This window comes from Roseomonas genomospecies 6, from assembly GCF_008365375.1.
In the GTDB taxonomy this organism is placed as follows: Bacteria; Pseudomonadota; Alphaproteobacteria; order Azospirillales; family Azospirillaceae; genus Azospirillum.
The window spans coordinates 211,981-229,783 of sequence record NZ_QOKW01000007.1 but is presented as its reverse complement, the minus strand read 5'-3'; the positions used below and the strand labels follow the sequence as shown (position 1 = coordinate 229,783).

General features: G+C 69.3%; 21 protein-coding genes. 6 read left to right on the top strand and 15 right to left on the bottom strand.

Annotation, left to right across the window (positions count from 1 at the left end):
• Nucleotides 1–73 precede the first annotated feature (73 nt).
• The 3 genes from DS843_RS12055 to DS843_RS12045 all read left to right on the top strand — a co-directional run bounded on the left by DS843_RS12055 (nucleotide 74) and on the right by DS843_RS12045 (nucleotide 2,333).
• A complete protein-coding gene (locus DS843_RS12055; protein ID WP_149469117.1) occupies nucleotides 74–481 on the top strand; it encodes a GreA/GreB family elongation factor in 408 nt (135 codons plus the stop codon).
• Nucleotides 482–626: 145 nt separating this feature from the next.
• Nucleotides 627–1,562 (top strand): CAF17-like 4Fe-4S cluster assembly/insertion protein YgfZ, encoded by a 936-nt coding sequence (gene ygfZ, locus DS843_RS12050; protein ID WP_149469116.1) that lies wholly within the window; start codon nucleotides 627–629, stop codon nucleotides 1,560–1,562.
• Nucleotides 1,563–1,721: 159 nt separating this feature from the next.
• A complete protein-coding gene (locus DS843_RS12045) occupies nucleotides 1,722–2,333 on the top strand; it encodes a PRC-barrel domain-containing protein (protein ID WP_149469115.1) in 612 nt (203 codons plus the stop codon).
• Between the two features lie 109 nt (nucleotides 2,334–2,442).
• On the opposite strand, the gene DS843_RS12040 is transcribed toward DS843_RS12045, so the two are convergent.
• From DS843_RS12040 to DS843_RS12005, 8 genes are all read right to left on the bottom strand, one after another.
• Nucleotides 2,443–2,835, bottom strand: a complete 393-nt coding sequence (locus DS843_RS12040) for a COG4315 family predicted lipoprotein (RefSeq protein ID WP_149469114.1) — start codon at nucleotides 2,833–2,835, stop codon at nucleotides 2,443–2,445.
• 91 nt (nucleotides 2,836–2,926) lie between these two features.
• Nucleotides 2,927–4,606: a tetratricopeptide repeat protein gene (locus tag DS843_RS12035; protein ID WP_149469113.1), complete on the bottom strand. Its 1,680-nt coding sequence runs from the start codon at nucleotides 4,604–4,606 to the stop codon at nucleotides 2,927–2,929.
• A gap of 11 nt (nucleotides 4,607–4,617) precedes the next feature.
• The gene (locus tag DS843_RS12030; RefSeq protein WP_149469112.1) at nucleotides 4,618–5,316 is read right to left on the bottom strand and encodes an ATP12 family chaperone protein; all 699 of its coding nucleotides are present in this window, start codon (nucleotides 5,314–5,316) and stop codon (nucleotides 4,618–4,620) included.
• 21 nt (nucleotides 5,317–5,337) lie between these two features.
• The gene (locus DS843_RS12025; protein ID WP_475849098.1) at nucleotides 5,338–6,027 is read right to left on the bottom strand and encodes an HAD-IA family hydrolase; all 690 of its coding nucleotides are present in this window, start codon (nucleotides 6,025–6,027) and stop codon (nucleotides 5,338–5,340) included.
• A gap of 63 nt (nucleotides 6,028–6,090) precedes the next feature.
• A complete protein-coding gene (locus tag DS843_RS12020) occupies nucleotides 6,091–7,290 on the bottom strand; it encodes a benzoate/H(+) symporter BenE family transporter (protein ID WP_149469110.1) in 1,200 nt (399 codons plus the stop codon).
• Nucleotides 7,291–7,520: 230 nt separating this feature from the next.
• Complete coding sequence (locus tag DS843_RS12015; RefSeq protein ID WP_149469109.1) at nucleotides 7,521–8,540, bottom strand: RluA family pseudouridine synthase; 1,020 nt, start codon at nucleotides 8,538–8,540, stop codon at nucleotides 7,521–7,523.
• Nucleotides 8,540–8,941 carry a fluoride efflux transporter CrcB gene (gene crcB, locus DS843_RS12010; protein ID WP_149469108.1) on the bottom strand — a complete coding sequence of 134 codons (402 nt, stop codon included), beginning with the start codon at nucleotides 8,939–8,941 and terminating at the stop codon, nucleotides 8,540–8,542. The genes DS843_RS12015 and crcB overlap by 1 nt, the downstream gene beginning before the upstream one ends.
• 66 nt (nucleotides 8,942–9,007) lie before the next feature.
• Nucleotides 9,008–9,919, bottom strand: coding sequence for a hypothetical protein (locus DS843_RS12005; RefSeq protein ID WP_149469107.1), 912 nt, complete (start codon nucleotides 9,917–9,919; stop codon nucleotides 9,008–9,010).
• A gap of 85 nt (nucleotides 9,920–10,004) precedes the next feature.
• Here DS843_RS12005 and DS843_RS12000 point away from each other — a divergent pair, with 85 nt between their 5' ends.
• A complete protein-coding gene (locus tag DS843_RS12000; RefSeq protein WP_149469106.1) occupies nucleotides 10,005–10,487 on the top strand; it encodes a hypothetical protein in 483 nt (160 codons plus the stop codon).
• A 7-nt stretch (nucleotides 10,488–10,494) separates the two neighbouring features.
• Here DS843_RS12000 and DS843_RS11995 read toward each other — a convergent pair whose 3' ends face one another.
• Nucleotides 10,495–11,832, bottom strand: a complete 1,338-nt coding sequence (locus DS843_RS11995; RefSeq protein WP_149469105.1) for a replication-associated recombination protein A — start codon at nucleotides 11,830–11,832, stop codon at nucleotides 10,495–10,497.
• A gap of 28 nt (nucleotides 11,833–11,860) precedes the next feature.
• Nucleotides 11,861–12,265, bottom strand: coding sequence for a hypothetical protein (locus DS843_RS11990; protein ID WP_149469104.1), 405 nt, complete (start codon nucleotides 12,263–12,265; stop codon nucleotides 11,861–11,863).
• 124 nt (nucleotides 12,266–12,389) lie between these two features.
• Between DS843_RS11990 and DS843_RS11985 the strand changes: the two genes are divergently transcribed.
• Complete coding sequence (locus tag DS843_RS11985; RefSeq protein WP_149469103.1) at nucleotides 12,390–12,653, top strand: hypothetical protein; 264 nt, start codon at nucleotides 12,390–12,392, stop codon at nucleotides 12,651–12,653.
• A 45-nt stretch (nucleotides 12,654–12,698) separates the two neighbouring features.
• On the opposite strand, the gene DS843_RS11980 is transcribed toward DS843_RS11985, so the two are convergent.
• From DS843_RS11980 to rpsM, 5 genes are all read right to left on the bottom strand, one after another.
• The gene (locus tag DS843_RS11980) at nucleotides 12,699–13,277 is read right to left on the bottom strand and encodes a YqaA family protein (RefSeq protein ID WP_149469102.1); all 579 of its coding nucleotides are present in this window, start codon (nucleotides 13,275–13,277) and stop codon (nucleotides 12,699–12,701) included.
• A gap of 181 nt (nucleotides 13,278–13,458) precedes the next feature.
• Complete coding sequence (rplQ, locus tag DS843_RS11975) at nucleotides 13,459–13,881, bottom strand: 50S ribosomal protein L17 (RefSeq protein WP_149469101.1); 423 nt, start codon at nucleotides 13,879–13,881, stop codon at nucleotides 13,459–13,461.
• Between the two features lie 182 nt (nucleotides 13,882–14,063).
• Nucleotides 14,064–15,083 (bottom strand): DNA-directed RNA polymerase subunit alpha, encoded by a 1,020-nt coding sequence (locus DS843_RS11970; RefSeq protein ID WP_149469100.1) that lies wholly within the window; start codon nucleotides 15,081–15,083, stop codon nucleotides 14,064–14,066.
• A 131-nt stretch (nucleotides 15,084–15,214) separates the two neighbouring features.
• Nucleotides 15,215–15,613 (bottom strand): 30S ribosomal protein S11, encoded by a 399-nt coding sequence (gene rpsK / locus DS843_RS11965; protein WP_012974490.1) that lies wholly within the window; start codon nucleotides 15,611–15,613, stop codon nucleotides 15,215–15,217.
• A 15-nt stretch (nucleotides 15,614–15,628) separates the two neighbouring features.
• On the bottom strand, nucleotides 15,629–15,997 hold the full coding sequence (gene rpsM, locus DS843_RS11960) for a 30S ribosomal protein S13 (protein WP_149469099.1): 369 nt from the start codon (nucleotides 15,995–15,997) through the stop codon (nucleotides 15,629–15,631).
• Nucleotides 15,998–16,319: 322 nt separating this feature from the next.
• Between rpsM and pyk the strand changes: the two genes are divergently transcribed.
• Nucleotides 16,320–17,762 (top strand): pyruvate kinase, encoded by a 1,443-nt coding sequence (pyk, locus tag DS843_RS11955; protein ID WP_149469098.1) that lies wholly within the window; start codon nucleotides 16,320–16,322, stop codon nucleotides 17,760–17,762.
• The last annotated feature ends 41 nt before the right edge of the window (nucleotides 17,763–17,803 follow it).

Genomic DNA, 17,803 nt, shown 5'->3' with positions numbered 1-17,803 from the left:
AAGAGGGCGCAGGCATCATCAGTTATGGAAAGGGCCGCCATTTCCGGCGGCCTTTGCTTATGGAGCTGATGATATGAACCGCAAGTCGATGCTGGGCGACCCGCCGCCGATCCGAATCACTCCTCAGGATCTTGGGCGTCTCGACGTCCTTCTCGCCCATCTCAGCCGCCCCGCCGGAGTCATCGACTTCCTCCAGCGCGAGGTGGACCGCGCCGATGTCGCGGACACTTCCGACGGCGCCGGCATCCCCTTCGTCCGGCTCGGCAGCCGGGTCACCTTCATGGACGACCGGGGGACGCGGCACACCGCCACACTCATCACGCCGGACGAGGCGACCCAGCGCCAGGACGGCATCTCGATCCTGACCCCGGTCGGCGCCGCCCTGCTCGGCCTGTCCGAGGGTCAGTCGATCGCCTACGGCACGCTCGACGGCCGCACCAAGTCGGTGCAGGTCCTGCGGATCGACCTCCCGGCCGCCTGACGGCTGCCCGACCACGGCTTGCTCCAAGGCGCGTCCGCGGAAAAGGCGGACGCGCCATGCAGTCGCTCCACCCTCGCCATACTTGCCTCCTCCGCACCCTTCGCCCAACTATCGGGGGCATGAACGGGACAGTCGGAGCAAGGGCATGACGGCGGAACGGGCGGGCTACGCGGTTCTGGAGGACCGGGGCGTGATCGCGGTCGCGGGCGAGGACCGCGCGGCTTTCCTGCAAGGGCTGGTGTCCAACGACGTGCGGCGCGTCGGCCCGGACCGCGCCGTCTACGCGCTGTTCCTGACGCCACAGGGCAAGTTCCTGCACGACTTCCGCATCGCCGAATCGGACGGCGCCCTTCTGCTGGACCCCGAAACGGACCGGCGGGAGGAATTGCTGCGCCGCCTGAAGATGTACAGGCTGCGCTCCAGGATCACGCTGGAGGACCGGGCCGGGACCCTGGCCGCCGTCGCCCTGTTCGGCGGGGACGCCCTCGCCCGGCTGGGTTTGCCTGGGCTGGGTTTGCCTGGGCTGGGTTTGCCGGAGGAGGCCGGCGCGGCGGTGCCCTTCGCGGGCGGCGTCGCCTTCACCGATCCGCGCCTGCCGGCGCTGGGCGCCCGCGCCTTCCTGCCGCACGACGGCGCCGCGGCGGCGCTGGAGGCGGCGGGCTTCGCGCCGCGGAGCGCCGACGACTACGACCGGCAGCGCCTTTCCCTGGGGGTGCCGGAGGGCAGCCGCGACCTCGTTCCCGACAAATCCCTTCCGTTGGAAAACGATCTGGACGACCTGAACGCCATCTCCTGGGACAAGGGCTGCTACATGGGGCAGGAACTGACCGCCCGCACCAAGTACCGCGCCCTCATCAAGAAGAAGCTGTTCCCGGTGACCGTCGACGGCCCCCTGCCCGCTCCCGGCACACCGGTGACCCTGAACGGCAAGGAGGCCGGTGAGATCCGCAGCGGCCGGGGGACTTGCGCCCTCGCCTTGCTGCGCCTGGAAGATATCACCCGAGCGAGGCAAGACGGATTGCTCTTGACAGCCGGAGAGGCGACAGTCACGCCGGCAAAGCCAGTCTGGGCAAGCTTCTGAGTTCTTGCCGGTTTTTATTCCCGAAACTTCGCCGGACTAGCCGAAAGATTTCTTCGACCTGACGCGCAACCAATCGCCTTGGCGCCCTGTTGTCGTTCTGCCTTACCGAGGCAAACAAGGCACGCAACAGACACGCCGATAAACTGAAAGGAGTGAGTTATGCGGAGGGAAATCATCGCGGCTGCGTCCGTCCTGGCGCTGATGACCGGCACGGCGATGGCACAGAGCTCGTCGCCGGCGACCGGCAGCCCCGCCACCGGCGCCCCGACCGCGACCGAAATGAACAAAAGCGGCACCACCGCTCCGGGCGGCAGCGCCGCGACCGGCAGCGCGTCCGGCCTGACCGGCGGCCAGCTCGCCAGCGCCGAGAACATGATGGGCAAGAACGTCTACGGCTCCGACAACGAGAAGGTCGGCGAGGTCGAGGACGTGATCCTGGACAGCAACGGCCAGGCCCGTCAGCTCGTGATCTCCTCGGGCGGTTTCCTCGGCATCGGCGAGAAGCAGATCGCCATCGACATCAATCAGGCCAACTGGGACGCCCAGCAGGAGCGCGTCCAGCTTTCCGGCATGACCCGCGATCAGGTGAAGGATATGGCGGAGTTCGAATACTCCGACACCACCACCTCGCTGAACCGCAACAAGGATCGCGCTGGCGACACGGTGAACGGCGCGGCCAGCCGCTCCTCCACCGGCACCACCGGCACCATGACCGCGCCGAGCGGCGCCACCGGCGCTCCGCCGGCCGCCCCGTCGGGCACCGGCCAGTAAAGGCAGGCCAGTAAAGGCAGGCCTGTAACCGCCGGCCAGCAACCGCTGGTCCAGACATGGAAAGCCCCCGCGGCCACGCGCTGCGGGGGCTTCTTCCTTTTCCCGAATTCTACGGGCGCGCGACGTGCCAGACGTTGTTCACCCCGTCGCCGGTGGCGTCGCCCGGCTTGCCGTCCTTGGCCCAGCCGTAGAGCGGCTTGCCCTTGTAGGCCCACTGCATGGAGCCGTCGTCCCGCGTGATGACGGTGTAATCGCCCATCGGCTTGGCGCCCGCCGGAGCCATCAACGGCGGCCAGTTGGTGGCGCATTGCCCGTTGCAGGCGGACTTGCCACCCGAATCGCGGTCGAAGACGTAGAGCGTCATGCCCTTGCTGTCGGTCAGCACGGGGCCGCCGGCCGTCTGGCCGGTCTTGGCCGGCATGGCATCCTGCGCGAAGGCGGACGGCGCCAGAATCCCCAGGGCGAGCGCGGCGGCGGCGGTGAAGCGGGCGAAGCGAAACATGGACGGTGCCTCCCTGTCGTGACGGGGCGGGCGATCTGCCCGGCCCCCACTCCCAGGACGCCTTCGGGAGCGCTTTATTCCGTCCAACGATTCACTTGTCCGCAAAGCGCAGATAGGGAAAGTCCGCGAAATCGTGCCAGACGACGGATGGCGGCTCTCCCGCCCGACGCATCCCGTCATACACGCAATAGGGGGCGGCCTGATCCAGCATCCAGTAAACCCGCCCGGCGTCGAAATGCCAGCCGATGTAGGCGGCCACCCGCTCCAGGAAGGCTCGTCCTGCCGGAGTCGCGTTGAAGGCCATGAAGCCCGCCAGGAAATCCCGCATCGGCCCGCGCCCGCGCCGGTCCCGCATGACCGCGATGTCCCAGCCCGGCGGCCACTGCCGCATGGCGGCTCCCACATCCTCCAGCATCACGGCGTCCACATCGACCTGAACCACCGGAGCGGTCCCCTGCCGCAGCAGCCTCCGGGCCACGGCAAAGCGGGCGCAGGCGAAGTAGGTCACCCGCACCGGCTCGGGCATGGCGTCGAGATCGATGGCTTCCGCGGAGCAGGACAAGCCGCCGCCCACCTCGTCCGCCAGCCGCCGCAGGGCATCGACCGTCTCGTCCGACGGGTTGACGAGATGGACGTGCAAGGCGCAGGAGCTGGCCTTCTCCCGCCAGGAGTCCAGGAACGGCACTCCGAAACGCCGCCAGTAGCCGTCGTCGCAGCCGATCAGCAGGACCGGGCGTCCATCCCCCGCCGCCGGCACCACATCCCGATGCACCGCCCGTTGGAACAGACGGGGCTCATACCCCTCCAAACGGGTGAGGAAGGCGCGCGATGCGTCGACGATGGACCACACCAGCAATTCGAACGCGCCGCCGATCTCCTCCGGCGCGAAATGGCGGGCGTGTTTGCGGAAGAAACGGTGGGCGACCTCCAGCCGGTCGCGCCGGTACAGGTTGTAGCAGACCACCGCCAGCGCCGCCGCGTCCCGCCGGTCAACCCTCAGCCGTTCGCGCGCCGCCACCGCAACCCCATGCAGGGTTTGGTCGTCCAGAACCCCGTTCTGCAAGGCCAGGATGGCCGTACCGAACAGGTTCCTGCGGGCCTCGGCAAGCCCGGCCCGCGCCGCGCCGCCGAACAGGGACAGCGCCGTCTTCAGCCGGTCGCGATCGACGGTGCGTGCGGCCTCGGCGAGCTTGGCGGTCAGAAGCCCGCTGGTCCCGAGCGTCGCAAGCCCCAGGCGATGACGCAGGTCGGGCCGCTCCGGCTGGGCCTCCAGCAGCGCCGCGTAGAGGGGTTCCGCCTCCCCGGACCGCCCCATCCCGTGCAGGCAATCGGCCAGCCGCAGCCGCAGGCTGTCCTGAACCGGCTCCAGCCGAAGCGCCCGCCGGTAGGCCGTTGCCGCTGCCTCGGGATGCTGCGCGTCCAGCAGGGCGTTGCCCAGATTGCCCAGCGGCTTCACCCAATCCGGTGACAGCGCCATGGCGCGGCGGTGGCAGTCCGCCGCCCCGCCGGGATTTCCCGCGCCGCGCCGGGCGGAGCCGAGATTGTCGTGATAGGCGGCGCAGGCCGGATCGCGGGCGATGGCCGCGCCGATGAACTCCTCGGCCTTGCGGTGCTGGCCCACCTGATGGTGCAGCACGCCCAGCAGGTGCCAGGCATCCGCGGCGGACGGATCGGCCTGGAGGATGCGGACATAGAGATCCGCGGCCTCCTGAAGCCGGTTCCTTTGATGCAAGTCGACCGCGGTCCGCAGGGCTTCGGAAACGGTGGTCATGGTCGGGGGTCTTACGCCCTCAGCAGATCCACGAAGCGGCGGCAGGCGGCGATGTCCACCCGCAGGGCGGCGCGGCGCTTGGTCGCCTCCGGGTCCTCTCCCCAGGCTTCGATCTGGAAGGTCTCGTCGAGCTGCGACACCGCGAACGCCTCCTCGGCGTCGATGCGCCCTTCGACCAGGGCCAGCGCCACGATCAGCGAGCCGCAGGCCCCGGTGGCGGTCTGGAGCGCCGACAGGGTCCAATCGTCGTAGGCCTCCACCGCGTTGCGCAGCGCGCGCAACGCCTCGGGCGGCTGCGGCTTGGGCATCAGCCCGGCGTTGACGTGCAGCGGCGCGTCGTAGCGCAGCGTCGCCCAGTCCAGAAGCGGCTGCCAGGACTGCGCCTGCCGCTCCACCAGCGTCCTGGGATGCTCCGCGCGGTAGCAGAGCAGGTCCGTCTCCGCATAGGCGGCCACGCCGTCCACGATGGCGGCGCGGCCCTTGCCGATCAGATCGACCGCCGTGCTGGCGAGTTGCATCAGCGGCATGCTGTCGGGGGTGATGTCCTCCGGCTGCGCCTCCCACTCGGCGGCGACGGCCTGGGCCAGCGGCCAGCTCGCGAAGACCAGCGGCGCCTTGGCCGGGCTGCGGATCGGGCGGTTGTCCAGGCGCACCTCGAAGCCGCCGCCGGCGGCCTCCGCGACGGAGGTGGTCTTGTAGAAGCGCTTCATTGGAGTCCTTCGGCTTTTCTCTTATCGGTCCAGCAGGGCCAGCACGGCGCCGGCCACCTCGCGTCCGCGGTGGACGATGCGGTCGGCCCCGGCGCCCTCCAGTTCGGCCACCGCGTGATAGCCCCAGGAGACGCCGACCGACGCGACCCGCGCGTTGCGGGCCATCTGAATGTCGTAGGTGGTGTCGCCGATCACAACCGTTCCCGCCGCTTCCACACCCGCTTCGGCCAGGGCGCGGTACACCATGTCGGGGTGCGGCTTTCCGGGGCCGATATCGCTGGTCTGCAAGGTGACGAAACGATGGGTCAGCCGGTGGTGCGCCAGCACGGCGTCCAGCCCGCGCCGCGACTTGCCGGTCGCCACCCCCAGCAGAACGCCCGTGGCTTCCAGAGCGTCCAGCGTGTCGAGGATGCCGGGGAACAGCGGCTCGTGCAGGTCGCCGCGGCGGCGCAGAGCGGCGAAAGCGTCCTTGTAACTTTCCGTGACGGCGACGTGGCGATCGGTGTCCTGGTCCGGAAGCAGCAGGGCCACCGCCTGCATCAGCGGCAGCCCGACCATGCGGCGGACTTCCAGCGGGTCCGGCTCGCCCAGACCGTGGGTGGTCCAGGCGGTGGTCATGGCGTCGATGATGGCGAACTGGCTGTCCACCAGCGTGCCGTCGCAATCGAACAGGGCCAGCCGCAGCGGACGGGCATTCACTGAACTGCTCACGGGCATCGCCTCCGGGACGCGGGTCGTACCGGACTTATGCGGTCCGCGCCGGGAAAGCGCAACTCACTTCGCAGGTTGCAGGGCCACCGGGCGCCAATGGAGCAGGTGAACCGCCCCGCCCAGCAGCAGCCCCCAGAAGGCCGACCCCACCCCCGCGAAGGACAGCCCCGACGCGGTGACCAGAAGCGTGACCAGCGCGGCGGTCCGGTTCTCCTCCGCCTGCACGGCGCCCATCAGGGCGGAGCCGAAGGCCCCAACCAGCGCCAGCCCGGCCACCGCCTCGATCAGCACCGGCGGGGAGCGGGTGACCATGACCGCCGTCACCCCGGCCAGCCCGGCGAAGAGGATGTAGCCGACGCCGCCGACGAAGGCGGCCTGCCAGCGCCGCGCCGGGTTCGGGTCGGCGTCCGGGCTGGCGCAGAGCGCGGCGGTGATGGCGGCGAGGTTGACGGTGGGCGCTCCACCCAGCGCGGTCAGGGCGGACGCGGCGCCCGTCGCCAGGAAGATCGGGCGGGTCGGCGGCGCGTAGTTGTAGGCCGCCAGCACGGCGAGGCCGGGGATGTTCTGCGACGCCATGGTGACGACGAAGAGCGGCAGCGCGATGCCGACCAGCGCCTCCCAGGTGAAGACCGGCTGGACGAACGTCACGCCCGGCCACACCGCGCCGGACAGCGCCGCCCCGCCGGAACTGTCCAGCGCCATGGCTCCCAGCGCCACCGCCACCGCGGCGGGAACGGCGTAGAGCCGCGCCACCCGCCCGACCACCGCCCAGGTCGCGAGCACCAGGAGAGCCACGCCCGGCGCCTGCGACACCGCCAGGAAGGGGGCAAGGCACAGCTTCAGCAGGATGCCGGCCAGCATGCCGTTCGCCAGCGGCTTCGGAATCGCGGCGATCCAGCGGCCAAGCGGCGACCACAGCCCGGCGACCACGATCAGCACCCCGGTCACCACGAAGGCCCCGACCGCCGCGGCGAATCCGCCCTCCACGGCCCCGGTGGCGGCCATAAGCGCCATGCCCGGCGTGGTCCAGGCGATGCTGATCGGTTTGCGCCGATGCAGGCTGAGGCCCATGGCCGTCACGCCCATGGCGAAGCCCACGAGCACGAGGCCGGACACCACCTGCTCCGTGCTCGCCCCGACAGCGGTCAGCCCGTGGATCACCACCGCCACCGAGCTGGCGTAGCCGACCAGGGCCGCCAGAAGGCCGGCGCCCATCGCGCGCAGGGACAAGCCCGTGGCCGGGGCGGAATCGGATGAGGCCATGGCGGGAACCCTCCGTCAGGGGTGCAGGCGGCGGAGCAGCTTGCGGCGTTTCTGGGGCGCGCGCGAGGCGGGGTGAAGAAGTGCCTTCGATGGGGGCGATTCACCACAAAGACACAAAGGCACAAAGAATTTCACGAAGACGTTCCCACAGGGAATTGTTCGGCCAGCATCCCGAACGCCTTTGTGAATCTTCGTGCCTTCGTGTCTTTGTGGTAAAAAATCCCCAGCCTTTACTCCACCCCCTCGAACGGATCGCCCTTCAGGCTGGCGCTGAAGCCCAGATACTTCCACGTCGTCAGCATGTGGTCCGGCAGCGGCGCCGTCACGTCGATCATCCGGCTGCCGCCGCGCGGGTGCGGCAGGATCAGGCGGCGGGCGTGCAGGTGAAGCTTCTTCTGCACCTCGGCGCCCGGCAGGTAAGCCCCCTGCCCGGCGTACTTCCCGTCGCCCAGGATCGGCGTGCCGATGGCGTTCATGTGGACGCGGAGCTGGTGGGTGCGGCCCGTGCGCGGCCACATGGCGACGAAAGCCGCCTGCTTGCCCAGATTCTCAAGCACCGAGTAATAGGTGACGGCGCGCTTGCCGTCGTCCTCGTCGCCGGCCACCCGCTCACCCTGCGGACCGCCTTCCTTGGCCAGCGCCAGATCGATCTTGCCCTGATAGGGCTTCGGCACGCCGACCGTGGCGGCCCAGTAGATCTTGCGCACGTCGCGGCCCCGGAACTGCTCCGTCAGCTTGGACGCCGCGAAGGTGTTGCGCGCTAGCAGCAGAACGCCCGAGGTGTCCTTGTCCAGCCGGTGCACCAGCTTGGGCCGCTCCTTCGCGTCGAAACGCAGGGCGTCCAGCATCGCGTCGAGATGCTTGGTGGTGTTGGTGCCGCCCTGCACGGCCAGCCCCGCCGGCTTGTTCAGCGCGATGACGTCGCCGTCCTTGAAGAGAACCAGCGCCTGGAGCGCCGCGATGTCCTTGTCCGACATGGCCGGCTTCTTCGGCGCGGGGGCCGGGGCGGCGGCGTCCGGCTTGGCCCAGTCGGCCAGCGGCGGGATGCGGATGGACTGGCCGGCGGCGAGCCGGGTCGAGGTTTCCGCCCGCTTGCCGTCCACGCGGATCTGGCCGGTGCGCAGCAGCTTCTGCAGATAGCCGTGCCCCACATCGGGGAAATGGCGCTTGAACCAGCGGTCGAGGCGGACATCGGCCTCGTCGGACGTAACGGTCCGGGTTTCCACGCTGGCGGCTTTGTTCTCACTCATCAAACGGGCACCGAAACAAGAGAACGCACGACCGCAAGGCCGGCAAAGAAGCCCGCGATGGTCAGCACCATCGAGGCCAGGATGTAACCCGCCGCCGCCGGCAGGGCGTTCCGCGCCACCAGCACGCCGACGTCGAGCGTGAAGGAGGAGAAGGTGGTGAAGCCCCCCAGCACGCCCACCATCACCAGCGCCCGCAGTTCCGGCGAGGGCGACCACACCAGCGCGGCCAGCTCCGCCAGCACCCCCATGGTGAAGCAGCCGACGGCGTTCACCACCAACGTACCATAGGGGAACTGCGTGCCGAACCAGTGGCCGACCACCGTCATCAACAGATAGCGCGCCGCGGAACCGACGGCACCGCCAAGGGCGACCGCGACGAGCGTGGACGGTGATGCGAGCACGGGACCTCCGGACGAACGGGGCGATTGGGTTCCCGTGCCGCATAGAGCCAGAAATGCGGCGGCTTGTCACGCATCGGGCGGCGTGCTCCCGGCGGGCCGGTCGCCCACGCCGAAGATCCATCCCTCCTGCCGCCGCGCCTGGGCGTCCATCGCCGGCGGAGTCCACACCTCGGCCCGCCCGGCCAGCCAGCGCAACCCCGCCGCGGAAACCAGCGCGTCCGCATCATGGTCGGTCACCGCCCCGGTCAGCCCGGCGGGCGGGGAGCCGAGATGGGCCAGCGCCTCGTCCACCGCCTCGCCCTCGCGGACCTTGCGCAGGCCGAAGCCCGCGCGCATCAGGAACAGGCGCGGGTAGATCTCGCAGAAGACGGTCGATCCCGGCCGCGGCGGGTCGAAGGGCCAGACGGCCACCCGGTCCGGCGCCGCCAGCCTCAGCGCGCGCAGCATCCGCATCCCGGCCAACCCGCCCTTCCCGACCTGCTTCGCCCCGATCAGCTTGTAGGGACTCTGCGGGCTGCCATAGCCATCGGCGCGGCACACCCGCTCGGTCAGCCGGTGCGGGTCGCGGTACCAGTCCGGCTGCGTCCCGGCGCGCCAGAAATCCGTCCCGTAGTCCGGATGCGCCGCGAAGCCGCCCCCGGCGAAGTCCGGTTCCGCCCCGGCCACCGCCTCCACCCGGTCCCACAGGTCGAACACCGTCGCCGCGCCGGGGTCGGGGAAGTAGCGCCCGGCCACCGCGAAGGGCAGCGAGAAGGCGCAGTCGATCCCGACCAGCGCCGGCCCGCGCTCCAGAGACTCGAGCAGCCACGCGAACACGGCGGAGCGCGACCATTGGCGCTCTGTCGGCGCGACGATCCGGGGCGGTCCCTCCGCGCCGCATTCCGCCACGGCGATCCCGGCGTAGCGCTTTCCCGCGGCGCCGGACCAGTCGATGGCGATGAAGCGCGGAAAGGCCGGAACCGCATCGCCCGTCGTCATGCCTGTCTGTCGCTCCGCTGTTTCACGAAATGCCAACCTCAAACGTCGGGTGGATGAGATGGTCTCATCATGGAAGGACGTTCGAATGCCGATCCGCGCCATCGCCGGCCCGCTCGCCGCGGTTCTCCTCCTGCTCCTGGCCGCCGCCCCGGCGCGGAGCGAGCCGTGCACGGCGATGCCCAGCGTCCAGCGCTCGGCCCGGCTCGACCGCAACGCGGCGGACGGCGGGCGACTCGGCCGGCAGATCCATGCCATGACACCGCCGCAAGGCGTGCAGGCGGCGGGAACCCCGATGTTCGCCGGCCCGGCGTCCTGGGACGCCGCCTGGAGCGCCATGACCGGCTTCCCCGGGCAGGTCCTGTGCCCCGCCGGGTCTCCGCCCGGCACGCAGCACGGCAAGACCCTGGCCGTCCGGGTTCCGGCGATGCTGTGCAACGCCGCAGACGGAAGCGGGCGCTGCGTCCAGGCGATGCCCTTCACCAGCGCGACGGTCACCTACGTGTTCGAGGTCGTCGGCCCGCCGGAGGCCCCATTCTGGATACTTGCGACCGCCTACCCGAAGCCGTGACGGGCGCCTACTCCTCCCCCTCCGCCGCCTTGCGCTCGCGCAGGCGCGCCCAATAGTCCTGGCGCTTCCTGATCTCCCGTTCGAAACCGCGCTCCACCGGCTGGTAGAACGGACGCCGCGCCATCCCCTCCGGAAAATAGTTCTGGCCGGAGAAGCCGTCCGCCGTGTCGTGGTCGTACTCGTAGCCCTTGCCGTAGCCGATCTGCTTCATCAGCTTGGTCGGCGCGTTCAGGATGTGCTTGGGCGGCATCAGGCTGCCGGTTTCCTTGGCGGCGCGCACCGCGCTCTTGTAGGCGGTGTAGCCGGCGTTCGACTTGGGCGCCGTGCCCAGATAGATGACCAGTTGCGCGATGGCCAGTTCGCCCTCGGGGCTGCCCAGCCGCTCGTAGGCCTCCCAGGCGGCGGTGGCCTGCGCCAGGGCGTTCGGGTCGGCCATGCCGATGTCCTCGACCGCGAATCGCGTCAGGCGCCGGGCGATGTAGCGCGGGTCCTCCCCGCCCTCCAGCATCCGCGCGTACCAGTAGAGCGCCGCGTCGGTGTCCGACCCGCGCAGCGACTTGTGCAGCGCGCTGATGAGGTTGTAGTGCCCCTCCTGCGCCTTGTCGTAGAGCGGCGCGCGGCGCTGGATGGCGGTGGCGAGCGCGTTGTTGTCGAGAAGCGCCCCGTTCTCCGGGACCGGCAGGGCGAACAGCTCCTCGCACAGGTTCAGGCAGAAGCGCCCATCCCCGTCGGCCATCGCCTTCAGCGCGGACCGCGCGTCCGGCGTCAGCGGCAGGGGGCGGCCCATCTCCGCCTCCGCCCGCGTCAGCAGCTTCTCCAACGCCGCGTCGTCCAACCGGTTCAGAACGAAGACCTGGGCGCGGGACAACAGCGCGGCGTTCAACTCGAAGGACGGGTTCTCGGTGGTGGCGCCGACCAGGGTGACGGTGCCGTCCTCCACATAAGGCAGAAATCCGTCCTGCTGGGACCGGTTGAAGCGGTGGATCTCGTCGATGAACAGCAGAGTGCCCTGCCCCGCCGCGCGCCGGGCCTTGGCCGAGTCGAACACCTTGCGCAGATCGGCGACACCGGAGAAGACCGCCGACAGCGGTTCGAAATGCAGGTCGGTGGACTGGGCCAGCAGCCGCGCGATGGTCGTCTTGCCGCAGCCGGGCGGCCCCCACAGGATCATGGAGGCCAGCCGGCGGGCGGCGACCATGCGGCCCAGCGGCCCGTCGGGCTTCAGCAGATGCTCCTGCCCGACGACCTCGCCCAGGCCACGCGGGCGCAGCCGGTCGGCCAGCGGGCGGGGGGCGCCCGCCTCGAACAGGCCGCCGGTCGCTCCGGAATCGCCGCGCTTGCTCATCGCCGATCCACCGGCCTCACCGGAACGGTCACTGGTTCGTGGCCGCGCCGCAGCGCTGGTAGCACATGCGCAGCGAATGCTCGCAATTGTCGGTCGGCGAGAAGATGCCGCCGCGGTCCGGACGGTCCAGCCCGCTTTGCGTCCGGGCGGCCACCGAGTCCATGCAGGAGTTGTTGCTGCGCTCGCACTGGACGCGGCAGGAATCGCCGCTGCCCGCGGCGCCGTCCAGGCGGAGCGACGGGTCCTCGACTCCGCGGGACGGCGCCGGAGTCGCGCGGGGCGCGGCCGGCGCCCCCGTGGAGACCGCACCGGAAGCCGCCGGAGCACCGCCCGCGGCGGCGCCGGACGAACGACCCGGCGCGTCCGCGCAGGCGGCCAGCGCAACCAGGGCGAGGGCCAGCACCGGCCCCAGAATGAGTTTTGGACGGAACATCTCGGCTTTGACTCCCATTGTTCTTGCGTGACCCCGGACGTTGGCGGAAGGTCCCCCGCATGGACCATGCCGCGGGCTCGGCGCCCACTATGCCGGGAACGCTAGCGATAAGGGAATGCCTCAAATGAGTCCCAACGATCCCGGCCCGTCTCCGCGCCGGAGCACGTCCGTCACCATCTTCGTGGCGCTTCTCGTCGCCGGTCTGCTGCTGCTCATCGTCCGCATGGCCTTCATGCCGACGGTCAGCGGCTGGGACGTCGTCCTGCCCCTTCTGGCCGGCGTGGGCATGGCTCTGGCCATCGGCGTGATGGTCATGCGCGACCGGCGCGAGCGCAACGCCCTGCCCCCGTCGGAGCGCGACCGGCAGGACCGCGGCATGCCGGACTGAGCGCGGGTGAAGGCGGGTGACGCGCGGGGGTGATCCCCGCGCCGCTCATACGAACTTGAAGCTGAGCAACCCGCCGATGATGATGACCAGAAGGACGGTCGTCACCAGCATCAGCCGTTTCTCGATGATGTCGCGCACCTGCGGCCCGTAGAAATGCAGCAGGATCGCGATCATGTAGAATCGCGAGAACCGCGCGACGATCGAGCACAGGATGAACACCGTCAGGTCGAGGTGCGCGAATCCCGCGGTGATCGTCAGCAATTTGTAGGGGATGGGCGTTATGCCCTTCAGGATCAGGAACCAGGGACCGAATTCGGCGAACATGTCCTGGAAGCGCTGGAACGATTCCTGCGCGTTGTAGAGGTCGATGATCAACCGCCCGATGCTCTCGAACAGATAGAACCCGACCGCGTAGCCGAACAGCCCGCCGATCAGCGAGGCCAGAGCGCAGATGTTGGTGTAGCGCCAGAGCTTCTTGGGCTCCGCCAGACACATCGGCACCAGCATGATGTCGGGCGGCAGCGGGAAGAAGGAGCTTTCCGCGAAGGAGACGGCGGACATCCACCAGACGGCGTCCTTGCGGGCGGAAAGCTGCAGAATACGGTTGTAGAGAGGTCTCAGCATACCGCGCGCGCGGCGCCCTCCCGATGTGGCGGAACCCGGAAAGATATGGCGGAACCCAGAAACCGGAAACCCTCCCTCCGGGGATGAACCCGAAGGGAGGGCCGGTCGGTCACCTATATCGTCGTCCGGAACCCGATGGGCAACGGGGACGATAAGATTTCACAAAAGCTCAACCGTGGGCTCAGCCCTCGGCCTCGGCCTCTTCCTTGATCTCCACCGGGCCGGAATCCTGGCCCTTGGCGGCGACGTCACGGTCGACCAGCTCGATCACGCCCATGGCGGCGGCATCGCCGTAGCGGAAGCCGGCCTTCAGGACGCGGCTGTAGCCGCCCTGGCGGTCCTTGTAGCGGTCGGCCAGCACGGTGAACAGCTTGGTCACCATCGCGTCGTCGCGGAGCTGCGCGAAGGCCAGACGGCGGTTGGCGAGGCCACCCTTCTTGCCGAGCGTGATCAGACGCTCGACGATCGGGCGCAGATCCTTCGCCTTCGGCAGGGTGGTCTTGATCTGCTCGTGCTTGATGAGCGCGTTCGCCATGTTCGAGAACATGGCCTTGCGGTGGCTGGTGGTCTTGCTGAACTTACGTCCGGAAACGCCGTGACGCATGACGGTCCTCCTTCATGGCGTGGCCCCCCTCGGGGAGCCGATGGTGAACCCGACCGCCCAAGCCTGGGGCTGGTACGGCGCGGGGCGGGCCGGTCAGTGGCCCTGGGAACACTGGCCCCCTCCCCGGCTCTCCCCCGCTTCGCGGGAGAGGGTTAGGGAGGGGGCAATAAAACACGCGAGACTTAGTACGGCTCTTCCAGACGCTTGGCCAGCTCTTCGATGTTCTCGGGCGGCCAGTTCGGGATTTCCATACCCAGGTGCAGACCCATCTGGGCCAGCACTTCCTTGATCTCGTTCAGCGACTTGCGGCCGAAGTTCGGCGTGCGGAGCATCTCCGCCTCCGTCTTCTGCACCAGATCGCCGATGTAGACGATGTTGTCGTTCTTGAGGCAGTTGGCCGAACGGACCGACAGTTCCAGCTCGTCCACCTTGCGGAGCAGGTTCTTGTTGAACGGAACCTCCTCGTGCTTCTCCTCGGCGACCGCGTGGGTCGGCTCCTCGAAGTTGATGAAGAGCTGAAGCTGGTCCTGAAGGATGCGGGCGGCAAGCGCCACCGCGTCGTCCGGCTTCACGGCGCCGTTGGTCTCGACGACCATCGACAGGCGGTCATAGTCGGTGACCTGCCCGACGCGGGCGTTGTCGACCTTGTAGGACACCTTGCGGACCGGCGAGAACAGCGCATCGACCGGGATCAGGCCGATCGGGGCGTCTTCCGGACGGTTCTGGCTGGCCGGGACGTAGCCCTTACCGGTCTCGACCGTCAGTTCCATGTTCAGGCGGGCGCCGGAGTCCAGCGTGCAGATGACCAGATCCGGGTCCATCACCTGGATGTCCGCACCGGTCTCGATCATGCCGGCCTTCACCTCGCCGGGGCCTTCGGCGCGCAGGCGCATGCGCTTCGGGCCGTCACCGCCCATGCGCAGGCCCATCGACTTGATGTTGAGGACGATGTCGGTCACGTCCTCGCGCACGCCGGGGATGGAGGAGAACTCGTGCAGCACGCCGTCGATGTGGATCGACGTGACGGCGGCACCCTGGAGCGAGGAGAGCAGGACGCGGCGCAGCGCGTTGCCCAGAGTCAGGCCGAAGCCACGCTCCAGCGGCTCGGCCACGACGGTCGCCGTGCGGTCGGCGTCGTCACCGGGCTGGATGTCCAGCTTGTTCGGCTTGATCAGTTCCTGCCAGTTCTTCTGAAGAGCCACGGTATTACCTCATGCCATCGGGATGGACACACGTACGCGGGGACCAACCGTTCCCATCCGATGGCGCCGCGATGGCTGCGGCGCCTGTCCCGGAACGGCGGGTCCCCGCGGGTGCGGAGTAGCGATGCTTCTTAGACGCGACGCTTCTTCGGCGGACGGACGCCGTTGTGCGGAATCGGCGTGACGTCGCGGATCGAGGTGATCTGGAAGCCGATCGACTGGAGGGCGCGCAGCGCCGACTCACGGCCCGAACCCGGCCCCTTCACCTCGACCTCGAGGGTCTTCATGCCGTGCTCCTGGGCCTTGCGGCCCGCGTCCTCGGCGGCGACCTGGGCGGCGTAGGGGGTCGACTTGCGCGAACCCTTGAAGCCCATCGTGCCCGACGACGACCAGGCGATGGTGTTGCCCTGCGCGTCGGTGATGGTGATCATCGTGTTGTTGAAGGAGGCGTTCACATGGGCGACGCCGGCGGTGATGTTCTTGCGCTCGCGGCGGCGAAGACGCTGCGAAGCGGCGGAGGGCTTGGCCATGGTCCGTGCGTCCTCTTACTTCTTCTTGCCGGCGATCGGCTTGGCCGGACCCTTGCGGGTGCGGGCGTTCGTGTGGGTGCGCTGGCCGCGGACCGGCAGGCCCTTGCGGTGACGCAGGCCGCGGTAGCAGGCCATGTCCATCAGACGCTTGATGTTCATCGCGACCGAACGGCGCAGGTCGCCCTCGACGCGGTAGTCGGCGTCGATGGTCTCGCGGATCTTGAGAATCTCATCGTCCGTGAGCTGGTTCACACGACGCTCCGCCGGGATGGCCAGCTTCGCGCAGATTTCCTTGGCCTTGAACTGGCCGATGCCATGAATGTAGGTCAACGCAATCTCCACGCGCTTCTGCGCGGGGATGTTGACGCCAGCGATACGCGCCACGCCTGCTCTCCTCGATATCTCAACGGCAGCCCTCATGGGCCGCCTACACACCGATTGATCCCCGATCCGGACGGAACGCCGAAGGCGAAGCCCGGATGCGGGACGCACAATGTCTCCCGAAGGCCCTGTGGGCCGCGGGAGGGTGCGACTATAGAAAAAGCCGAAATTCTGTCAAGGCCGTTCTGCGCGGTACCGTGCTTTTCCCGGCGCCCGGCCATTGTGGGGAGGTTCGCCGCGGTTGACAAGCCGGACGGCAGATTTTGAGATGACCGGACCCGCCCGAAAGCGTTCACCCCGATTGGCCACCTCAGAAGGCAGACCCATGATCCGCAAAGGCATCCCCTTCCGCCGCTTCCGCCTGACCAAGATCGTCGCCACGCTGGGGCCGGCCACCTCCACGCCGGAGCAGATCCGCGCGCTGTTCGAGGCGGGCGTGGACGTCTTCCGGCTGAACTTCAGCCACGGCACCCACGAAGACCATGGGCAACGCCTCGCCACGCTGCGCGCCCTGGAAGCGGAGATCGACCACCCCATCGCCGTGATGGCCGACCTCCAGGGGCCGAAGCTGCGGTTGGGCACCTTCGCGAAGGGTCCGATCGACATCGAGGCGGGACACCGCATCCGGCTGGACCTCTCCACCGAACCGGGCGACGCGGCCCGCGTCGGCCTTCCCCATCCGGAAATCTTCGCGGCGCTGGAGCCGCAGGCGGAGCTGCTGGTGGACGACGGCAAGGTCCGCCTGCGGGTCGTCGATTGCGGGCCGGACCACGCCGATTGCGTCGTCCTGTCCGGCAGCCGCCTGTCCGACCGCAAGGGCGTGAACGTACCGGGGGTCGTCCTGCCGCTGTCCCCGCTGACCGAGAAGGATCTGGAGGATCTGGCCTTCGCCCTGGACCAGGGGGTGGACTGGGTGGCGCTGTCCTTCGTGCAGCGGCCCGAGGACGTGGCCGAGGCGCGCAAGCTGGTTGCGGGCCGGGCGGCGCTGCTGTCCAAGATGGAGAAGCCGCAGGCCATCCAGCATCTGGAGCGCATCGTCGAACTGTCGGACGGCGTGATGGTCGCCCGCGGCGACCTGGGCGTGGAGATGCCGGCGGAGGATGTGCCGAGCATCCAGAAGCGGATCATCCGCGAATCGCGCAAGGCCGGAAAGCCGGTGATCGTCGCCACCCAGATGCTGGAATCGATGATCGGCTCTCCCGCCCCGACCCGCGCCGAGGCGTCGGACGTGGCGACCGCCGTCTATGACGGGGCCGACGCGGTGATGCTTTCGGCGGAGACGGCCACCGGCACCTACCCCATCGAGGCGGTGTCGATGATGGACCGCATCGCCCGCCGGGTGGAGAGCGACCCGCTCTACCGCACCATCACGGACGCCCAGCACCCGGACCCGCAGCGGACCTCCACCGACGCCGTCACCGCGGCGGCGCGGCAGGTGGCCCACACGATCCAGGCCGCGGCCATCGTCACCTACACCACCAGCGGCTCCACCACCCTGCGCGCCGCGCGCGAGCGTCCGGAGGTGCCGATCATGTGCCTGACCGCCAACCTGGAAACGGCGCGGCGGCTCCAACTCGCCTACGGGGTGCACAGCGTGCATTCCGACGATGTGGCCGACTTCAACGAGATGGTCCAGAAGGCCGCCCGCTGCGCCTTCGAGGATGGGCTGGCGGTGGAGGGCCAGCGGCTGGTCATCACCGCCGGCGTCCCCTTCGGCACCCCGGGCAACACCAACATCCTGCGCATCGCCTGGGTCGAGGCCCAGTAAGGCGCAACAAGGCGCTGCGATGCATCGCGGGGCATCGCAGC

What these genes read in the sequence shown, in the direction of transcription:
- DS843_RS12055 (WP_149469117.1), top strand. Translation starts at nt 74, where the DNA reads ATGAACCGCAAGTCGATGCTGGGCGACCCGCCGCCGATCCGAATCACT.
- ygfZ (WP_149469116.1), top strand. Translation starts at nt 627, where the DNA reads ATGACGGCGGAACGGGCGGGCTACGCGGTTCTGGAGGACCGGGGCGTG.
- DS843_RS12045 (WP_149469115.1), top strand. Translation starts at nt 1,722, where the DNA reads ATGCGGAGGGAAATCATCGCGGCTGCGTCCGTCCTGGCGCTGATGACC.
- DS843_RS12040 (WP_149469114.1), bottom strand. Translation starts at nt 2,835, where the DNA reads ATGTTTCGCTTCGCCCGCTTCACCGCCGCCGCCGCGCTCGCCCTGGGG.
- DS843_RS12035 (WP_149469113.1), bottom strand. Translation starts at nt 4,606, where the DNA reads ATGACCACCGTTTCCGAAGCCCTGCGGACCGCGGTCGACTTGCATCAA.
- DS843_RS12030 (WP_149469112.1), bottom strand. Translation starts at nt 5,316, where the DNA reads ATGAAGCGCTTCTACAAGACCACCTCCGTCGCGGAGGCCGCCGGCGGC.
- DS843_RS12020 (WP_149469110.1), bottom strand. Translation starts at nt 7,290, where the DNA reads ATGGCCTCATCCGATTCCGCCCCGGCCACGGGCTTGTCCCTGCGCGCG.
- DS843_RS12015 (WP_149469109.1), bottom strand. Translation starts at nt 8,540, where the DNA reads ATGAGTGAGAACAAAGCCGCCAGCGTGGAAACCCGGACCGTTACGTCC.
- DS843_RS12005 (WP_149469107.1), bottom strand. Translation starts at nt 9,919, where the DNA reads ATGACGACGGGCGATGCGGTTCCGGCCTTTCCGCGCTTCATCGCCATC.
- DS843_RS12000 (WP_149469106.1), top strand. Translation starts at nt 10,005, where the DNA reads ATGCCGATCCGCGCCATCGCCGGCCCGCTCGCCGCGGTTCTCCTCCTG.
- DS843_RS11995 (WP_149469105.1), bottom strand. Translation starts at nt 11,832, where the DNA reads ATGAGCAAGCGCGGCGATTCCGGAGCGACCGGCGGCCTGTTCGAGGCG.
- DS843_RS11990 (WP_149469104.1), bottom strand. Translation starts at nt 12,265, where the DNA reads ATGTTCCGTCCAAAACTCATTCTGGGGCCGGTGCTGGCCCTCGCCCTG.
- DS843_RS11985 (WP_149469103.1), top strand. Translation starts at nt 12,390, where the DNA reads ATGAGTCCCAACGATCCCGGCCCGTCTCCGCGCCGGAGCACGTCCGTC.
- DS843_RS11980 (WP_149469102.1), bottom strand. Translation starts at nt 13,277, where the DNA reads ATGCTGAGACCTCTCTACAACCGTATTCTGCAGCTTTCCGCCCGCAAG.
- rplQ (WP_149469101.1), bottom strand. Translation starts at nt 13,881, where the DNA reads ATGCGTCACGGCGTTTCCGGACGTAAGTTCAGCAAGACCACCAGCCAC.
- rpsK (WP_012974490.1), bottom strand. Translation starts at nt 15,613, where the DNA reads ATGGCCAAGCCCTCCGCCGCTTCGCAGCGTCTTCGCCGCCGCGAGCGC.
- pyk (WP_149469098.1), top strand. Translation starts at nt 16,320, where the DNA reads ATGATCCGCAAAGGCATCCCCTTCCGCCGCTTCCGCCTGACCAAGATC.